The organism is Pseudoalteromonas sp. BSi20311, assembly GCF_000239875.1.
GTDB lineage: Bacteria > Pseudomonadota > Gammaproteobacteria > Enterobacterales > Alteromonadaceae > Pseudoalteromonas.
Map to the genome: position 1 here is coordinate 17,134 of NZ_BADU01000085.1, position 17,441 is coordinate 34,574.

Sequence of the window (17,441 nt, forward strand, 5' to 3'; positions counted from 1 at the left end):
ATTTCAAAAAATTAGTCGCGGTATGTCTCAATCGGAGGACATGCACATACTAAATTACGGTCGCCGTATACGTCATCGATACGCGTAACCGTTGGCCAGAACTTGTCTTTAGCTACTGCTGGTACTGGGAATGCAGCGTAAAAACGGTCATACGCGCGGTCCCATTCATTACCTAGCACATCGGCTTGAGTATGCGGTGCAAATACCAGTGGGTTGTTTTCGATAGACCATTCGCCTGAAATGATTTTATCAATTTCACCTTTAATCGACACCATCGCTTCGATAAAGCGGTCAATCTCGCCCTTAGACTCAGATTCAGTTGGCTCAATCATTAATGTGCCCGCTACTGGGAACGACATTGTTGGTGAGTGGAAACCATAATCTTGTAAGCGCTTAGCAACGTCCATTTCTGTAATGCCTGAGGCTTCTTTTAATGGGCGTAGGTCAATAATACATTCGTGAGCAACGCGATTATTACGGCCACGGTATAAAATTGGGAAGTGCTTGCTAAGCTCATTGCTTAGGTAGTTAGCATTTACAATCGCCATTTCTGTCGCTTGTTTTAAGCCTTCAGAGCCCATCATGGCAATGTAAGCCCATGAAATAGGTAAAATAGCTGCAGAGCCGTAAGGTGCTGCCGATACTGCACCATTTCCTTCATTAGTACCTGGTACGTTAATTACGCTGTGGTTTGGCATAAATGGCGCAAGGTGCGATTTAACACCAATTGGGCCAACACCTGGGCCGCCGCCACCGTGTGGAATACAGAAGGTTTTATGTAAGTTTAAGTGCGATACGTCTGAGCCAATGAAGCCTGGGCTAGTAACACCTACTTGCGCGTTCATATTTGCGCCATCCATGTAAACTTGGCCACCGTGCTGGTGAACAATTTCACATAACTCACGAATCGTTTCTTCGTATACACCGTGGGTAGATGGGTACGTTACCATGGCACATGATAGGTTTTCAGAGACTTCTTCAGCTTTCGCTTTTAGGTCTTCCATGTCGATGTTGCCATTTTTATCACAGTTAACAACCACAATTTTCATGCTGGCCATTTGTGCCGAAGCTGGGTTAGTACCGTGTGCAGAACTTGGGATTAAACATACGTTACGGTGCGCATCCCCTCGTGACTCGTGGTATTTACGAATGGCGATTAAGCCTGCGTATTCACCTTGTGCACCTGAATTTGGTTGCAATGAAACCGCGTCGTAACCGGTAATGTTAACTAGCCAATCGTGTAGTTCGTTAATCATTACTTGGTAACCTTCTGCTTGGTCTAGCGGGCAGAATGGGTGAAGGTTAGCAAATTCAGGCCAGGTAATTGGGATCATTTCAGCGGTCGCGTTTAGTTTCATGGTACATGAACCTAACGAGATCATAGAATGATTAAGCGCTAAATCTTTGTTTTCAAGGCGCTTAATATAGCGAAGCATGTCTGTTTCGCTGTGGTAGCTGTTAAAGTTTGGATGCGTTAGTATTTCATCATCACGCACTAAGCTTGCAGGAATAGACTCGCTGCCATTTGCTTCAACATCAGCGGCAATCGCATCTACGCTTAGGCCATGGCCTTCGCCTAAAATAATATCAAATAACTCAGCAACGTCTGCACGGGTTGTGGTTTCTGATACTGAAATTGAGTATTCACCCGCATGGTTAGCAGCAAAGTTAACGCCTTTAGCCACAGCACGCGCAATCACGTCGGCTTTGTTTTCATCAACTACCGTTAATGTGTCAAACCAAGTAGTGTGTTTAAGTGCCACACCTTTTGCTTTTAAGCCGGTTGCTAAAATATCAGCAAAACGGTGAATGCGTTGTGCAATGGTTTTTAAGCCTTGCGGGCCATGGTATACCGCGTAAAACGCCGCCATGTTCGCTAGCAATACTTGCGCAGTACAAATGTTTGAATTGGCTTTGTCGCGGCGAATATGTTGCTCGCGAGTTTGCATTGCCATACGTAATGCATCGTTACCTAAACGGTCTTTTGATACACCAATAATACGACCTGGTAATGAACGTTTGTACGCATCACGTGTTGCAAAAAATGCAGCATGTGGACCGCCGTAACCCATAGGTACGCCAAAACGCTGCGCTGAACCAAGTACTACGTCGGCGCCTAATTTACCTGGTGCTTTTAATAGTAATAAGCTCATGATGTCGGCAGCAACACAGGCAATCGCTTTTTTGCTTTGTACGCCGGCAATTAGGTCTGTTATGTCAACAATTTCGCCTGATGTTGACGGGTATTGGAATAACGCACCAAAAATATCGTGGTTCACAGCATCGGCAGCTTTACCTACAATAATTTCAAAACCAAATTGCTCTGCACGGGTGCTCACTACGTCAATGGTTTGCGTGTGTACGTCGTCGGCAATAAAGAACGCATTGGCTTTTTTAGCTTTAGATACACGTTTTGCAAGGCCCATTGCCTCGGCTGCAGCGGTTGATTCGTCAAGCAGTGAGGCACTTGCTAAATCTAGGCCGGTAATATCTAGGGTCATAGTCTGGAAATTTAATAGTGACTCTAAACGCCCTTGTGCAATCTCTGGCTGATACGGTGTGTACGCTGTATACCAACCCGGATTTTCAAGTACGTTACGTAAAATTACGTGCGGTACGTGAGTTGGGTGGTAGCCTTGGCCAATATACGATTTGAAAACTTTATTTTTGCTTGCTACTGATTTTAAGTAGCTTAGTGTTTCAACTTCGGTGCGGCTTTCGCCGATATTAAGACCTTGCTCAAGACGAATACCAGCAGGTACAGTTTGACCGATCAGCTCTTCAACGCTCGATACTTCAAGAGCGCTAAGCATGTCGTTTACTTGCGCTGGGCTTGGCCCAATATGGCGGCGAATAAAATCTTGCTTTTGCTCTAATTGTTCAAGAGATTTGGCGTTTGACATGTGTTCAGATTCCTATGATCCAAAAAAATGTGATTATTACTAATGGGTAACTAGCAATAATAAAAATATGTATGATTTAGCGGCTCACTTTGTATGGAAAAATAAGCGCTTTAATCATAAAAGCCCCAATGTTTTAACATAGAGGGGCTTTTATTAATTAACGATTAGTCTTCGTCAATTGTATGCGCGTAACCTTCAGCGTCTAATAAGTTATCTAACTCAGACTCTTCTGACGCTTTAATGCGGAATAACCAACCGTCGCCGTATGCGTCGTTGTTTACTGTTTCAGGCGCATCTTCTAGCTCTTCGTTAATAGCAACAATTTCACCGCTAATTGGCGCGTAAATGTCTGATGCAGCCTTTACTGACTCTGCTACTGCACAGTCTTCGCCTGCATCTACTTCGTCGCCTACTTCTGGTAATTCAACAAATACCATGTCGCCAAGTAGTTCTTGCGCATGCTCAGAAATACCAACAGTGTAAGTGCCGTCGCCTTCGTTACGAACCCACTCGTGTGAAGGTGCGTATTTTAACTCGCTAGGGATATTGCTCATTTTTTTCATCCTTTGGTTTAGATTGGGAGAATACCAATGAATAAGGCTAACTTATTTATTGGTATAACCAAATTATTTAGATTATTGATTTACCGTTACGTACAAAGCCCGATTTAACTACTTTTACGTTAACTAATTTTTTACGCATTTCTACTTGAGCCGTGTCGCCGGTTGAACGCGGTACACGTGCTAATGCAACACTATAGCCCAATGTTGGTGAGAATGTGCCAGATGTAATAACACCTTCACCACCATCAACAATTACTTTAGAACCACTGCGTAGTACGCCTTTTTCTTCAAGAATAAGACCTACTTGCTTGTGAGTACTTTTTTCTGCACGTTGTTTTACCAAAACATCACGACCAATAAAGTCACGATCTTCTGGCTCCCATGCAATAGTCCATGCCATGTTAGCTGCCAGTGGTGATACGCTTTCGTCCATATCTAGGCCGTAAAGGTTCATACCTGCTTCTAAACGTAGTGTGTCGCGCGCGCCTAAGCCCGCTGGCGCTACACCGGCATCAAGCAGTTGCTGCCATAAATCGGCTGCTTGCTCGTTTGGTACTACAATTTCGTAACCGTCTTCGCCAGTATAACCTGTTGTAGCAATAAATAAATCACCGGCTTGAACACCAAAAAATGGCTTCATGCCTTCTACTGCAGCTTGCTGGTCTGCGTTTAATACCTGGGCTGTTTTAGCACGTGCATTAGGGCCTTGAACCGCAATCATGGCGTATTCTGGGCGCTCAGTAACCGTTACAGCAAAATCGCTCGATACCTTAGCTAAATGTGCTAAATCTTTTTCACGGGTCGCTGAGTTAACCACTAAGCGATAAAATGTTTCGCTAAAGTAGTAAATAATTAAGTCGTCGATTACGCCGCCTTGCTCGTTAAGCATGCCAGTGTAAAGCGCTTTACCTGGTACGGTTAACTTAGCAACATCGTTAGCTACTAGCTTGCGTAAAAACGCTTGTGCTTGCTCACCTTGTATATCAACAATGGTCATGTGCGACACATCAAACATACCCGCATCGTTACGTACGGCGTTGTGTTCTTCTATTTGTGAGCCGTAGTTAATTGGCATTTCCCAGCCATGAAAATCAACCATTTTTGCGCCGGCTTCAAGATGCTTTGCATGTAATACTGTTTTAGAAGTCATAATATTCCTTCACTTTTAAATTAACCCATGTGTGTGGGCGTGGCCTCAATTAAATGAGGGGGAATAACATGGTAGCCATTAATAAGCCTACCAAATTGTAATCTTTAAGTTTTACCCGTTAGGCTGCTTGAGTGTTGGTAACACTAAAGCCCTGTTGCTGCATATACTGTTGCCACTTATCAAGGGTGGCTGTTTTAGCAATAACAATAAACTGCTGTTCGTTATTTTGATCTACTGCAGTAACAAACACATCACCACTTTGCGCGCCATAGCAAAGCTGCGCATCAGCAAGGCGTAACCCTGGGGTTAGTTTAAATGCCTCGACTAAGGTATCAAATGCATTGTCGCCTTTTAAAGTAAAGGTTGCTAAATCGGTGCGTACCACAAAGTCGATATCGTATCTAAGCTGTTGCTCGTTAATGAGCGCTTGTAGTTGCAGGCTGGCATTAACTGGAAGCACAAATCGAAAAGCAGTTTCGCTAAAGTAATAAACGGCGTAGCTAAAATCAGAATTTAAATCGCCATCCAGTGTGCCTTTAAAACCAAAGCCACTGGCGGTAAGTTTGGTGAGGTCATGACCTAAAATAGCACTTAAAAATACCGATGCTTCACTACCACTAAAGTCAATAACAACGTGATTGCTATCGGCTTGTAAGGCATTAATAACCGCGCTATTAGCGTTGCTATGGCGGGCAAACATAATCGGGTTAAAAGTCATAACAAATACCTATCTATCTTTAATAGCAAAAGTATATTGCGCAAGCCTTACAACAACAAATTGTAATTACTTATCAATTGATAAATAATACTTATATATATAGCCATATAAATAGTAATTTTAAATATGAAAAACATTTCAACCGACAGTTTACGAACTTTTGTTATGGTGGTTGAGGTTGGTGGATTTGCCAAAGCAGGCGATTTACTTGGCCTTTCGCAACCTGCGGTGAGCTTACAAGTAAAACGTTTAGAAGATTTACTCGGCTATAAATTATTTAAAAAGCAGGGGCAACGACAAGTGCTCAACCAATATGGTGAGTTATTACTGCCTATGGCAAAGCAAATGGTGCAGCATAACGATGCCATTTTGCAGTTGTTCACCTCAGAAAGTGTAACCGGTAAAGTGCGCTTGGGGATCCCTAGCGAATTTGCCGCGCGTATTTTGCCCTCCATTATTGGCGATTTTGTGGCGCTCTACCCTGAGGTATCACTTGAAGTAAAATCACGTTTAAGTAAACACCTACTCTCTGATGAGCGCCAAGATCAATTTGATTTAGTGTTAGCGCTTAACGAGCAACTTGACTCAGAAAAGTTCCCTATTTTTATTCAAGACCAATTAGTGTGGGTGGGCGACCTCTCACTGGCGCAAAATGAAACGGTTACCTTAGTAACCGCCCCTGAGGGCTGTATTTACCGACGCAGAGCAACTCAGGCGCTTGAAAAAGCAGGCATTAAATATCGTATTGTGTATAGTAATGCCGATTTAACCGGTTTAATTGCCGCATTAAAAGAAGGCTTAGGTATAACCGTGCTCGCAAAAAGTACCGTACCTAACGATTTAGCCTATCAATTACACACTAAACATTTACCTGCTCTTGGCAGCATAGGTATTAGTTTAGTAAAAACCGCCAGCGAACCTGAAAACGCGGTGTTTAAACTCGCCGAATTCATTAAGCTACGCTTAGGTTACCCCACTCCTTAAATAACCTGAACTCTGGATAATAAATCTATCTCAAGCAGCGTTCAGGTTAAATTAATCGCCACCAGCCAGTGCATTATGTTGGTTTTATAAAGCTAAGCTAAACACTTAGTAAAATATGTTATAAAAACAGCGCATTTTTACGGCGATTGTAAACAAAAGTAAAACTAAATAATATTGATTCTCATTCGTTAACATGTTTAAATTACGCCAATTCCAGTAGTTGAACTATTTTTAGGGTAACCAATGTCACACAAATTTTTAGTTTCTTCATTAACTGCAGCCGTAGCGCTGTCTTTAAGTGCTACAGCAATGGCAAAAGATGCCGGCGGCGTTGAACGCAATTTTGAGCAAATTACCGTTATTGGCTCACAAGCAGCAATTAACGATATTCCAGGGTCTGCTACATTTATCTCTGATGAAGAATTGCAAAAATTCGAATTTACCGATATTTCTCGCGTATTAGCATCTGTACCTGGTGTATACGTGCAAGAAGAAGATGGCTACGGCCTGCGCCCAAACATTGGTATGCGTGGCACAGGTACTGGCCGTAACGATAAAATTTCAGTGATGGAAGACGGTGTTCTAGTTGCACCGGCTCCTTACTCTGCACCATCGGCTTATTACTTCCCAACTATGGGTCGTATGGAGTCTATTGAAGTATTAAAAGGTGCTGCCTCTGTTAAATATGGCCCGCGCACCACGGGTGGTGTATTAAATTTACTTTCTCGCAGCTTACCAACAGAAGCAAATAGCTCTATGGGTATGGTTGACGCGGCACTTGGTAGCGATGGTTACTACAAAGGTCACGCTTACTTCGCTAAAGAAAAAAATAACACAGCAGGCTTAATTGAAGTATTTTCTTATGGCGCTGATGGCTTTAAAGAGTTACCAGTAGGCGATGACAACACTGGTTTTGAAAAGAATGATGTATTGGTAAAGTTTGGCCATACCTTTGGTGAAAACGATGCCCACAACATTGAGTTTAAAGCTAAGTACTCTGAAGAAACATCAGACGAAACGTACATGGGCTTAACTGATACCGATTACCAAGAAAACCCTAACCGTCGTTACGCTGCATCGCAAAACGATGAGATGAACACTCGTCATAATGCATACCAAGTAAACTATGCATATCGCTTTGGTAAAGGTTACGAATTTTTAGCAACCGCTTATCTAAATGACTTCCACCGTAACTGGTACAAAGCTAGTAAAGTAAGCGAAAGCTACCTTGAGCAATATAGTGAATTTGAAGCAAACCCAACGGCTGAGGGTATCGAAAACATCGGTGTTAAAGCTAATAACCGCGACTACCAAGCTAAAGGTGTGCAATCTGAATTACACATTCCAGCGGGCGATCACTACATTACGGTTGGCGTACGCTACCACGAAGACGAAATGGATCGTTTCCAGTGGGAAGACAAATACACGCTTAATCAAGATTTAAGCATGACTCTTTCCTCACAAGGCGCACCAGGCTCTAATAGCAATCGCTTAGACAGCGCAAAAGCAAGCACCCTATTTATTCAAGACGAATGGACAATGGATGCATTAGTAGTGAGCGCAGGTCTGCGTTATGAAGACATTACTATTACCCGTGAAGAGTGGGCGAAATCAGATCCAACTCGTAGCCAAGGCTTAACGAAAGATATTTCAAACGATACTGAGATTTTAGTGCCGTCATTAGGCGCTACTTACACACTTAACGATAACGTGACGCTACTTGCCGGTATTCAAAAAGGCTATGCACCAGCAGCGCCAGGCAATGCTGACCAAGACGAAGAAGAAAGCATCAATATTGAATTTGGTTCTCGTTTTAATGCAAGCGGCTTTAACGGTGAAGTAATTGCGTTCTTCTCAGATTACGACAACATGCACGGTAACTGTACTGCTGCGGTAGGTTGTAGCGATGACAACATTGGTGACCAATACAACTACGGTGAAGTAGAAGTATCGGGCTTTGAATTTAGCGCTGGTCGTACGTTTAATACTGCATCAGTTGCGTTCCCAGTTAAACTAACTTACACCTACACCAATTCAGAATTTAAAAACACGTTTGATTCTGAAATTTGGGGCTCAGTAGAAAAAGGCGATGCGATGCCTTACGTACCAGAGAACCAAGTTGCTTTATCATTTGGTGCAGAATTTAATGCCTTTGTGATTAACAGCCAAATGCGTTACGTGTCGGATGCACATGCTGACCTTTCTGACTCAGGCTTAAATGCGATTGATAGCCGTGTAGTATGGGATTTAGCAGCTAAGTACTTAATTGATGAAAATCAAAAAGTATACCTAAGCGTTGATAACCTGTTTGATAAAACCTACATTGCTAACCGTGCAAATGGAGGTATTCAACCTGGTAAGCCACGTTCAGTACAAATGGGTTACTCTTACAGCTTTTAATAAAGCGATAACTTAAAAGTACAAAAAAGCCGAGGTTGATTAAATCAATCTCGGCTTTTTAATACCTATGCAATTAGCTTAGGATTAATTTGTTTCTGCGCGCTGGCGTAACACTTCAAATAAACAAATGCCGGTTGCTACCGATACATTTAAACTTGAAACCGTGCCTGCCATTGGGATTTTAACGAGCACATCACAATGCTCACGCGTTAAGCGGCGCATGCCCTCACCTTCAGCACCCATCACAATCGCCATTGGGCCTGTTAAGCTGGCATCAAATACATGTGTGTCGGTTTCACCGGCAGTACCTACAACCCAAACACCCGCGTCTTTTATTTCGCGTAATGTACGTGCAAGGTTAGTTACCTGAATAAGCGGTACCGTTTCTGCTGCGCCACAGGCTACTTTACGTGCTGTGCCATTAAGCTTTGCTGATTTGTCTTTAGGAACAATCACCGCATGTACACCCGCTGCATCGGCACTACGTAAGCAAGCGCCTAAATTATGCGGATCGGTAATGCCATCAAGTACCAGTAAAAATGGCGTGTCTTCGCGTTCAATGATCTCATCGAGATCTTTTTCATTAAACACTCGCGCCGCTTTTACGTTGGCAATAATGCCTTGATGCTGTTCATCTTTCGCTTTGTTATCAAGCGCTTTTCGTTGCATAAACTGTACTGAAATACCAAACTGACGCGCTTGCTCAATCACAGGCGATAAACGCTTATCATCACGTCCCTTAAGGGCGTATATTTCTATAAAGCGCTCTGGCTCTTTTGCTAAAATTGCTTCAACAGAGTGAAAGCCAAAAATTAATTCATTACTCACGAATTGTTTGCTCCTGGGCTACTACGTTTACGGGCATTTTTACCTGGTCTTTTAGGCTTTTTGACCGCTTTCTTTTTGGTTTTTTTCTTCGCGGCAGTGTCATCCGCTGTTACTTTAGATTTACCCGCTGCTTTAGTTTTACTTGCAGGCTTTTTTCCACCTTTTGGTTTTTTACTGTCGCTTGCTGACTTTTTACCCGGTATTTTACCGGCTTTAAGTTGCGAGCGAACACTTGCTGGGGCATTCTTTTTTGGCGCACGACGACGCGCATAACGATCTTGAGCCACATCGCCTTTAAGCGTTAAGTTAATTCGGCGATCATCTAAGCTTACCGAGGCAACTTGTACAGTTATTTTATCGCCTAAACGATAAACCGTATGTGTGTGTTCACCAATTAAACAATGCTTAGCAGCATCGTGTTGGAAGTATTCATCACCTAAATTGGTAACATGAATTAATCCATCAATTTGCAAATCATCTAAACGAATAAATAAACCAAAATTAGTAACCGATGAAATAACCCCGTTAAACTCCGTGCCTACATGATCTTGCATGTATTCACATTTTAGCCAATCGGCTACTTCACGGGTGGCATCGTCTGCGCGGCGCTCAGTGGTAGAACACTGCTCACCAAGTTGATCGACTTCATCATCGCTGTAGGCATATTCACCTGACGTTTGTTGGCCTTGCGCTTTTAACACCGCTTTAATTGCACGGTGTACCACTAAATCGGGGTAACGGCGAATTGGCGAGGTAAAATGCGCATAAGCTGATAATGCTAAACCAAAGTGACCTATGTTATCTGGCTGATATACCGCTTGCTTCATTGAGCGCAGTAGCATAGTTTGAATAAGTTCAGCTTCAGGACGGTCCCCTAAACGAGCCAATACATGAGTGATCTCTTTCGGGGTAGGTTCATCGCTTAGCGTGCTTTCAATACCTAGCTCAGTTAAAAACTGAGTAAAGTTACCCAGTTTTTCGCTATCGGGTTCATCATGCACCCTAAATAACGCACTTGCTTCGTGTTTCTCAAGTAATTTAGCCGCCGATACATTGGCTAAAATCATACATTCTTCAATCAGCTTGTGAGCATCGTTACGAATAACTGGCACAATAGATTCTATTTTACGCTGTGCGTTAAATACAAAACGGGTTTCGAGTGTTTCAAATTCAATTGCACCACGCTCTTGGCGTGCTGCTTTTAATGCCATGTACATTTGCTGTAAGTCAGTTAAATGTGGCACTACAGCTGCGTATTCTTTACGGAGCTTTTCATCATTTTGTAAAATGGCATTTACTTTGGTGTAGGTTAAACGAGCATGCGAATTCATTAGTGCTTCGTAAAACTTATAGCCCGACAGCTTACCCTCTTGCGATACGGTCATTTCTGCAACCATACACAAGCGATCAACCTCAGGGTTAAGCGAACACAAACCGTTAGACAATACTTTTGGCAGCATTGGAATAACTTGCTCAGGGAAATACACTGAATTACCGCGCTCTATCGCTTCTTTGTTAAGCGGCGTGTTCATACCTACATAATGGGATACATCGGCAATGGCTACCCATAAACGCCAGCCACCTGATTTTTTAGGCTCACAATAAACAGCGTCATCAAAGTCGCGAGCGTCTTCGCCATCAATAGTGACAAGTGGTAAGCCGCGTAAATCAACACGGCCTTGCTTATCGGCTTCTTCAACAAATTCACCTAAGTGGGCAACTTGTTGTTCAACCTCTTCTGGCCACACGTGTGGAATATCGTGATTACGCAGCGCAACTTCAATTTCCATACCCGGCGCTAAATGCTCGCCCAGTACGTCAATCACTTTACCTACCGCATTCATATTGCGGCTTGGATTTTGAGTTATTTGCACTTGCACCATCTGGTTGTGGCGTGCGCCTTTTTCGTTACCCGGTAAAATAATAATATCTTGAGTAATGCGCGGATCTTCAGCTACAACAACAGCAATACCATGCTCAACAAAATAGCGGCCAACAATAGGCGCTCGCTCATTAGTAAGCACTTTAATAATACGGGCATCGCATTTTGAGCCTGAACCACGCTTAGTGCCTTTCGCAAGAACAATGTCGCCATGTAGCACCATATTCATTTGATGCTTAGCAATAAACCAGTCTTTGCTCTCGCCTTCAACTTCTAAAAAGCCAAAACCGTCTCTGTGACCGACAACTTTGCCTTTGGTTAAACCGGCTTCGTCAATCAGGGCATAACATTTAAATTTATTAAAATACAATTGCCCGTCGCGCTCCATGGCACGAAGTCGGCGCTTAAATGCTATTTGTCGTTCTTCATCGTTGACCGCGAGTTCTTCGCATAGTTGCGTGTAATTAGCAGGTTTTGAACGCTCTTGAAGGTGAGTAAGTATAAACTCACGACTAGGGACTGGGTTTTCGTACTTTTCTTGTTCTCGACTGAGATTTGGATCTTGGTTTGACATTCACTATCTTGTTAGTTGGTTATGTAAGCATTTTAACTCATATACTCGAAATGAGACAGGTAAAAGCCATTAAACTTTTAATAAAGCGTTATTAGCTTTTGCATTTTGTAGCAATGTAGCTAAATAACACTTAACACCTACTTAATTAATGCACATGAAAGTGAGTAAATTAACTGTAGTTATGTTTACTCACTTTTATAAAAACAGCTTACTTTTGCTGTAGTTTCTTCCACAATAGCGTGCTGATGTTTTCAATAAAAGCCGAGTCTTGTGCAGCCATAACATCGAGTATTGGTTTGTTCATTTGGGTTTTGTTTTGAGCGTATATCCAGCGATTTTTATTAAAGCTTTGCGCAAACTCTAACACACCCGCTTGCAAGGCTTGCTCATCAGCAAAAATTGCTTCTACCACATTTTGTTGTAACAATTTTTGCGCATCAACACGCTCGCCGGTCATGGCTAAGCGGTTAAAAAACTGCGGATTAATGGCTTTATTAATAATAGGAAACATAGACGGTACAAACGGTACCAGTACATCAACTTCAGGAAAGCAGAAAAAGCCTTTGTCAGATTTCATAAACCGAAAATCACAGGCACATGCCAACACCGAGCCATTACCATAAGTGTGGCCGTTTAGTGCAGCAATAATAGGCATAGGAAACGTCACTATGCGTTTAAATAACTGTCCTATCGAATTCATAAAATCAGCAATAACTGCAGGCGTGTTATCTGGACTTGCCATCCACTGTAAATCAATTCCCAATGACCAGCTTTTATCGCTGCTTGAGGTTAATACTACGGCGTTAATATCGCCATTGGCTTCTATGCTATCTAAGTGTTGATTAAGTTCAGCTATAAAACTAGGGTTATGGCGGTTTTCAGCGGTATTCATGGTAAGTATTGCCACGTTTTGCTCAGTGGTAATTTTTATTAATGCGGTCATTCGAGCCTCTTTGAGTGCATTTAACTGCGATTTTAGCACTTTTCGTTACTTTTATAGTTATTAATAGCATAGTAACGTGTAGTTTTGATTTTACAATCGCTATTACACTTAAAAAATTAATCCCCTAAATAATTGCATATTAATTATTAAGGCTTTTAAAAATTTCATCTTAAGTAATTAATAGTAATGTTAAACTGCATTAAAAGCAGCGCAAGGAAACGTCATGCAGTCCCAACAACAAAGCTTAATTTACTTACACATTGCCGTCCTTTTATTTGGCGGTACCGCTTTATTCGCAAAGCTAATTGGTTTAAATGCATTAGATATTACCGCTTATCGCGCGGCTATTGCTGGGGTGGCAATTTGTGTGCTGCTGACCTTGCAAAAAAAACCGATTAAGCTGCATCGCGCTAAAGATTATGTGATTGCCATTTTATTGGGCATTGCTGTGGGAATTCATTGGGTAACCTACTTTGCTGGCATGCAATTGGCAGGAATAACCGTGGGCATGTTAGCCTTTTTTACCTATCCCGTGATCACGGTATTTTTAGAGCCTCTATTTAATAAAAGTAAGCCCAAGACAAAAGATATAATAAGCGCTGTAGTGGTGATTACTGGTATTTATTTATTGATCCCTAACGTTAATTTAGGCGATGACATCACCTTAGGTGTTGTAACGGGCGTGGTATCAGCATTGTTTTTTGCTATTCGTAATATTACCCATAAACGCTACTTTAGCGAATACGGTGGGCCGCAAACCATGTTTTATCAAACGTTAGTCGCAAGCTTGATGCTGTGTGCTTTTATTGAAGTGCCCATAACACAAATTAATGATGCTGATTTAATATTGCTGCTTATTGCGGGTGTGGTTTTTACTGCAATGCCGCATTCCTTATTTGCAGCAAGTTTAAAACATTTATCAGCAGCGACCGCTGGATTGATTTCTTGCTTACAGCCTCTTTATGGCACAATACTGGCTATAATTATTCTGCACGAACGCCCCTCAGTGATGACCCTGATTGGCGGCGCACTGATTGTTAGTGCTGCGTGCTTTGAAACTTGGTCAATTTCACGGAAAAAGCAGCCATGAAAATATTTGCTCATAGAGGCACAAGCACACACTTTCCTGAAAATACGCAAAGCGCCATTATGGCTGCGTTAAAAGCGAATGTAGATGGCATTGAGGTTGATGTACAAAGTGCACTTGATGACTACGTTATTATTCACGATACCTACCTAGATAGAACCACTAATGGTAAGGGTAAAGTGTGCGACCTAAGCGCTCAGCAAATTCAACAATTTGATGCGGGAAATGGCGAACAAGTACCTACCCTGCAGCAATTAATTGACTGGAATAACAACCAAACCTTACTTAATTTAGAGCTAAAACATACCTTTGAACTAGAAAAGTTTGCCACCCAACTGGAAATGAATATTGCCGCAAACAAAATATCCGCTGACAATATTTTAGTTTCATCATTTAATCATCATCAACTACACTGGCTAAAGAGCCGCTTACCTTGGCTTAAAATTGGCGCACTTACTGCATCAATTCCATTGCAGTATGCAAAGTTTGCTGAGGACTTACAGGCCTTTAGCATTCATGTTGACAAAAACTTTATGAACAAGTCGTTTGTTGACGATGCCAAATTGCGCGGCTTACAGGTGTTTGCCTACACCGTTGATGAAGTTGAAGATATTAAACTGATGCTTGCCTGTGGCATAGATGGCATTTTTACTAACGACCCTGAACGAACTAAGCATTATTTAGCGCAATTAAATGAACTATAACTAATTATTTAATTGCTATTTATGCTATAAAAACAATAATTTAGTAGGTCACTATTTAATGAGTAGCTACATGCGTATTTATAATTTTTTAGAACAAACTTTGTTTTTTACTTTAACCCGAAAAATAGTGGGTAATTTAAGCTTTGTATTTTTATTTCAAGCTATTACATTATTTTGGTTACATAGTAGCTTAGCTGAGACCCAGCAAAACACAGGACTGTTTTGGGCGCTTACTTTGCTGATTATTGCAGGGTTTATTTTTACTATTTTTTATATGCGCTTTTTAATTGTGCGCCCGGTAAAAGCCATGCGTGATACGCTGATCAATATTAATCAACAAGATGCCAACTTAGCTGCCAAACTTCCTCATTTTACTTTTGACGAATTTAGAGACTTAAGCGAACAATACAACCAGTTTACTACCCATTTAAACAGCTTATTAAGTACGACCTACAGCAGTGCTCAAGAGAGCGTACAAAGTAATAGCCAAGTTACTCAATCAATGCAGCACACAGAGCAACTAAGCGAACAGCAAATTAATTTAAGTCACACCATAATTAATGCCAGTAACCAAATTACTCAAAGCCTGCAAAATATTGTGAGCAATACCGATAGTGTGCACCAAGTTAATAATGAACACCTTAGCTTTGTTAAGCTCTCTGCGAGCGAACTGTCAAAACTGGTTGAACAGGTGAGACTTATTAATGAAATGCTGGGTAGTTTTTCTAAAACGATTGCGGGCTTGAAAGAGAACAGCGAAAACATTCGTAGCATTTTAAAAATGGTAGAAGAGTTTTCTGATCAAACTAACTTATTAGCGCTTAATGCGGCAATTGAAGCAGCGCGCGCCGGAGAAGCTGGGCGAGGTTTTGCCGTGGTTGCCGATGAAGTTCGCACCCTATCGGTTAAAGTAAGTGATGCAACCCGCCAAATTAGTGATTTTATTACTCAAATGAATGAGCTGGTTAATGAAACTAATAAAGAGTCTCAGCAGTTAATTAGTCACTCTAATAACGCACAAGCTGCAATCAACGATACCTCAGAAGGTTTTGGAAAAATGCTCAATGAATTTGAGCATAATCAGCAGCAATTACAGCAAATAGCTAACGCGGTTCATTTGCTCGAAGATACCCAAAACCAAACCCATGAATCGGTTGAACAAATTGTGGCGCTTGGCGAACAAGCAAAGCAACAAATAGACACCGCATTGCATGACTCTGAGCAATCACAAAAACTGAGTCAACAAACCCAACAACAGTTAAAGCGTTTTGTAGACTAGCATCAGACTAGTTTTACCCAAGCCGCGATTATGCTAAATTACGCGGCTTATAATATAACTGTGTGAAGCATGTGAGCGACGTCAATCTAAATTATGAACAGCTAGCCCAGCAAATAAAGCTATGGGGTCAAGAACTTGGCTTTAGTGAAGTGGGTATTACTGACATTGATTTAACTAAGCATGAAGCACAGCTGCAGCGATGGCTTGATGCGGGTTTTCATGGCTCAATGGATTATATGGCGGCACATGGGATGAAGCGCGCTCGCCCTAATGAGTTAGTACCCGGAACACAGCGGGTTATTTCAGTTAAAATGAATTACCTCCCACCTGATTCTGGCTTCGCCAAAAACCTTAAAAATACCGAAAAAGCCTATATCAGCCGATATGCGCTTGGCCGTGACTATCATAAGTTGATGCGCAACCGAATCAAACAGTTAGGTAAAAAAATTGAACAACATGTGGGTGACTATAGCTTTAGACCTTTTGTTGATTCAGCCCCTGTACTTGAACGTCAACTCGCTGAAAAAGCGGGATTAGGCTGGCGCGGAAAGCATTCTTTATTAATAAATAAAGAGGCGGGTTCTTGGTTCTTTTTAGGTGAGCTTTTTGTCGACTTACCTTTACCTATTGATAACGAAAACACTTTTGAGGGCTGCGGCAAATGCGTTGCCTGCATAACACTTTGCCCTACTGGTGCTATTGTAGAACCTTATGTGGTTGATGCGCGTAAGTGCATTTCGTATTTAACTATAGAGCATCAAGGTGCTATTCCTGAGCAATACAGAGCATTAATGGGAAATCGCATTTATGGCTGTGACGATTGCCAATTGGTATGCCCGTGGAACCGCTACGGAAAAATTACTGATGAGGCTGACTTTCATCCTCGTACACAATTAAAAAACAAAGATTTACTCGAGTTATTTGCTTGGGATGAAACTACCTTTTTAAAAAATACCGAGGGCAGTCCAATCCGCCGCATTGGCCATGAACGTTGGCTACGAAATATAGCCGTTGGCTTAGGCAACGCAGATTTTAGCCCGGCAATTATTGCTGCGCTCGAAGATAAACGCCAAACGGTAAGTGATATGGTGGGTGAACATATAAATTGGGCACTCGCACAGCAACACGATAAACAAAGGCAAAAGCTACGTAAAACAGCACGGTTAATTCGTATAGTTGAAAAAGGCTTACCCAGAGACGCATAAGCCTTTTACCCTTTTAACCTCCTCTGCGATCTCTTAGCTCTCTTTGTGCATAATTTACTAATATATGATTTAACACAGAGAAGAAAATGAGGAGTAAATGAGAAGCCACAATTAAAGTACAGATTTTAGTTAATCTGTAGCGCACACCTTTCGTATTTAACCTTTAAAAGACGCGACATAAAGTCGCTGCTACAAGTTAATGTATCAATCGTAGCAAGGAG

General features: G+C 41.8%; 13 protein-coding genes. 6 read left to right on the forward strand and 7 right to left on the reverse strand.

Features of this window, described 5'->3' with window-relative positions; genetic code table 11:
* Window positions 1-11: 11 nt before the first annotated feature.
* The 4 genes from gcvP to P20311_RS10225 all read right to left on the reverse strand — a co-directional run bounded on the left by gcvP (window position 12) and on the right by P20311_RS10225 (window position 5,334).
* On the reverse strand, window positions 12-2,903 hold the full coding sequence (gene gcvP / locus P20311_RS10210) for an aminomethyl-transferring glycine dehydrogenase (RefSeq protein WP_008112429.1): 2,892 nt from the start codon (window positions 2,901-2,903) through the stop codon (window positions 12-14).
* Window positions 2,904-3,067: 164 nt separating this feature from the next.
* A complete protein-coding gene (gcvH, locus tag P20311_RS10215; protein ID WP_008112430.1) occupies window positions 3,068-3,457 on the reverse strand; it encodes a glycine cleavage system protein GcvH in 390 nt (129 codons plus the stop codon).
* Window positions 3,458-3,533: 76 nt separating this feature from the next.
* Entirely contained in the window at window positions 3,534-4,616 is a 1,083-nt protein-coding gene (gene gcvT, locus P20311_RS10220) for a glycine cleavage system aminomethyltransferase GcvT (RefSeq protein ID WP_008112433.1), read from the reverse strand.
* 118 nt (window positions 4,617-4,734) lie between these two features.
* On the reverse strand, window positions 4,735-5,334 hold the full coding sequence (locus P20311_RS10225) for a hypothetical protein (RefSeq protein WP_008112435.1): 600 nt from the start codon (window positions 5,332-5,334) through the stop codon (window positions 4,735-4,737).
* 126 nt (window positions 5,335-5,460) lie between these two features.
* Here P20311_RS10225 and P20311_RS10230 point away from each other — a divergent pair, with 126 nt between their 5' ends.
* Window positions 5,461-6,318, forward strand: a complete 858-nt coding sequence (locus tag P20311_RS10230) for a LysR family transcriptional regulator (RefSeq protein WP_008112437.1) — start codon at window positions 5,461-5,463, stop codon at window positions 6,316-6,318.
* 243 nt (window positions 6,319-6,561) lie between these two features.
* Window positions 6,562-8,718 carry a TonB-dependent receptor domain-containing protein gene (locus tag P20311_RS10235; RefSeq protein WP_008112438.1) on the forward strand — a complete coding sequence of 719 codons (2,157 nt, stop codon included), beginning with the start codon at window positions 6,562-6,564 and terminating at the stop codon, window positions 8,716-8,718.
* Between the two features lie 84 nt (window positions 8,719-8,802).
* On the opposite strand, the gene rlmB is transcribed toward P20311_RS10235, so the two are convergent.
* From rlmB to P20311_RS10250, 3 genes are all read right to left on the reverse strand, one after another.
* A complete protein-coding gene (gene rlmB / locus P20311_RS10240) occupies window positions 8,803-9,546 on the reverse strand; it encodes a 23S rRNA (guanosine(2251)-2'-O)-methyltransferase RlmB (RefSeq protein WP_008112440.1) in 744 nt (247 codons plus the stop codon).
* Window positions 9,543-12,002 (reverse strand): ribonuclease R, encoded by a 2,460-nt coding sequence (gene rnr / locus P20311_RS10245; RefSeq protein ID WP_008112441.1) that lies wholly within the window; start codon window positions 12,000-12,002, stop codon window positions 9,543-9,545. The genes rlmB and rnr overlap by 4 nt, the downstream gene beginning before the upstream one ends.
* 208 nt (window positions 12,003-12,210) lie before the next feature.
* On the reverse strand, window positions 12,211-12,945 hold the full coding sequence (locus P20311_RS10250; RefSeq protein ID WP_008112442.1) for an enoyl-CoA hydratase/isomerase family protein: 735 nt from the start codon (window positions 12,943-12,945) through the stop codon (window positions 12,211-12,213).
* Between the two features lie 223 nt (window positions 12,946-13,168).
* Here P20311_RS10250 and P20311_RS10255 point away from each other — a divergent pair, with 223 nt between their 5' ends.
* The 4 genes from P20311_RS10255 (at window position 13,169) to queG (ending at window position 17,220) form a co-directional block, all read left to right on the forward strand.
* A complete protein-coding gene (locus P20311_RS10255) occupies window positions 13,169-14,035 on the forward strand; it encodes a DMT family transporter (RefSeq protein WP_008112443.1) in 867 nt (288 codons plus the stop codon).
* The gene (locus P20311_RS10260; RefSeq protein ID WP_008112444.1) at window positions 14,032-14,736 is read left to right on the forward strand and encodes a glycerophosphodiester phosphodiesterase family protein; all 705 of its coding nucleotides are present in this window, start codon (window positions 14,032-14,034) and stop codon (window positions 14,734-14,736) included. The genes P20311_RS10255 and P20311_RS10260 overlap by 4 nt, the downstream gene beginning before the upstream one ends.
* Before the next feature lie 58 nt (window positions 14,737-14,794).
* On the forward strand, window positions 14,795-16,015 hold the full coding sequence (locus P20311_RS10265) for a methyl-accepting chemotaxis protein (protein WP_036985063.1): 1,221 nt from the start codon (window positions 14,795-14,797) through the stop codon (window positions 16,013-16,015).
* Between the two features lie 71 nt (window positions 16,016-16,086).
* Window positions 16,087-17,220 carry a tRNA epoxyqueuosine(34) reductase QueG gene (gene queG, locus P20311_RS10270; protein ID WP_036933034.1) on the forward strand — a complete coding sequence of 378 codons (1,134 nt, stop codon included), beginning with the start codon at window positions 16,087-16,089 and terminating at the stop codon, window positions 17,218-17,220.
* Window positions 17,221-17,441 lie beyond the last annotated feature (221 nt).

Bases quoted from the DNA above. Each gene is read 5' to 3' on its own strand.
- gcvP (WP_008112429.1), bottom strand. From the start codon at position 2,903: ATGTCAAACGCCAAATCTCTTGAACAATTAGAGCAAAAGCAAGATTTT.
- gcvH (WP_008112430.1), bottom strand. From the start codon at position 3,457: ATGAGCAATATCCCTAGCGAGTTAAAATACGCACCTTCACACGAGTGG.
- gcvT (WP_008112433.1), bottom strand. From the start codon at position 4,616: ATGACTTCTAAAACAGTATTACATGCAAAGCATCTTGAAGCCGGCGCA.
- P20311_RS10225 (WP_008112435.1), bottom strand. From the start codon at position 5,334: ATGACTTTTAACCCGATTATGTTTGCCCGCCATAGCAACGCTAATAGC.
- P20311_RS10230 (WP_008112437.1), top strand. From the start codon at position 5,461: ATGAAAAACATTTCAACCGACAGTTTACGAACTTTTGTTATGGTGGTT.
- P20311_RS10235 (WP_008112438.1), top strand. From the start codon at position 6,562: ATGTCACACAAATTTTTAGTTTCTTCATTAACTGCAGCCGTAGCGCTG.
- rnr (WP_008112441.1), bottom strand. From the start codon at position 12,002: ATGTCAAACCAAGATCCAAATCTCAGTCGAGAACAAGAAAAGTACGAA.
- P20311_RS10250 (WP_008112442.1), bottom strand. From the start codon at position 12,945: ATGACCGCATTAATAAAAATTACCACTGAGCAAAACGTGGCAATACTT.
- P20311_RS10255 (WP_008112443.1), top strand. From the start codon at position 13,169: ATGCAGTCCCAACAACAAAGCTTAATTTACTTACACATTGCCGTCCTT.
- P20311_RS10260 (WP_008112444.1), top strand. From the start codon at position 14,032: ATGAAAATATTTGCTCATAGAGGCACAAGCACACACTTTCCTGAAAAT.
- P20311_RS10265 (WP_036985063.1), top strand. From the start codon at position 14,795: ATGAGTAGCTACATGCGTATTTATAATTTTTTAGAACAAACTTTGTTT.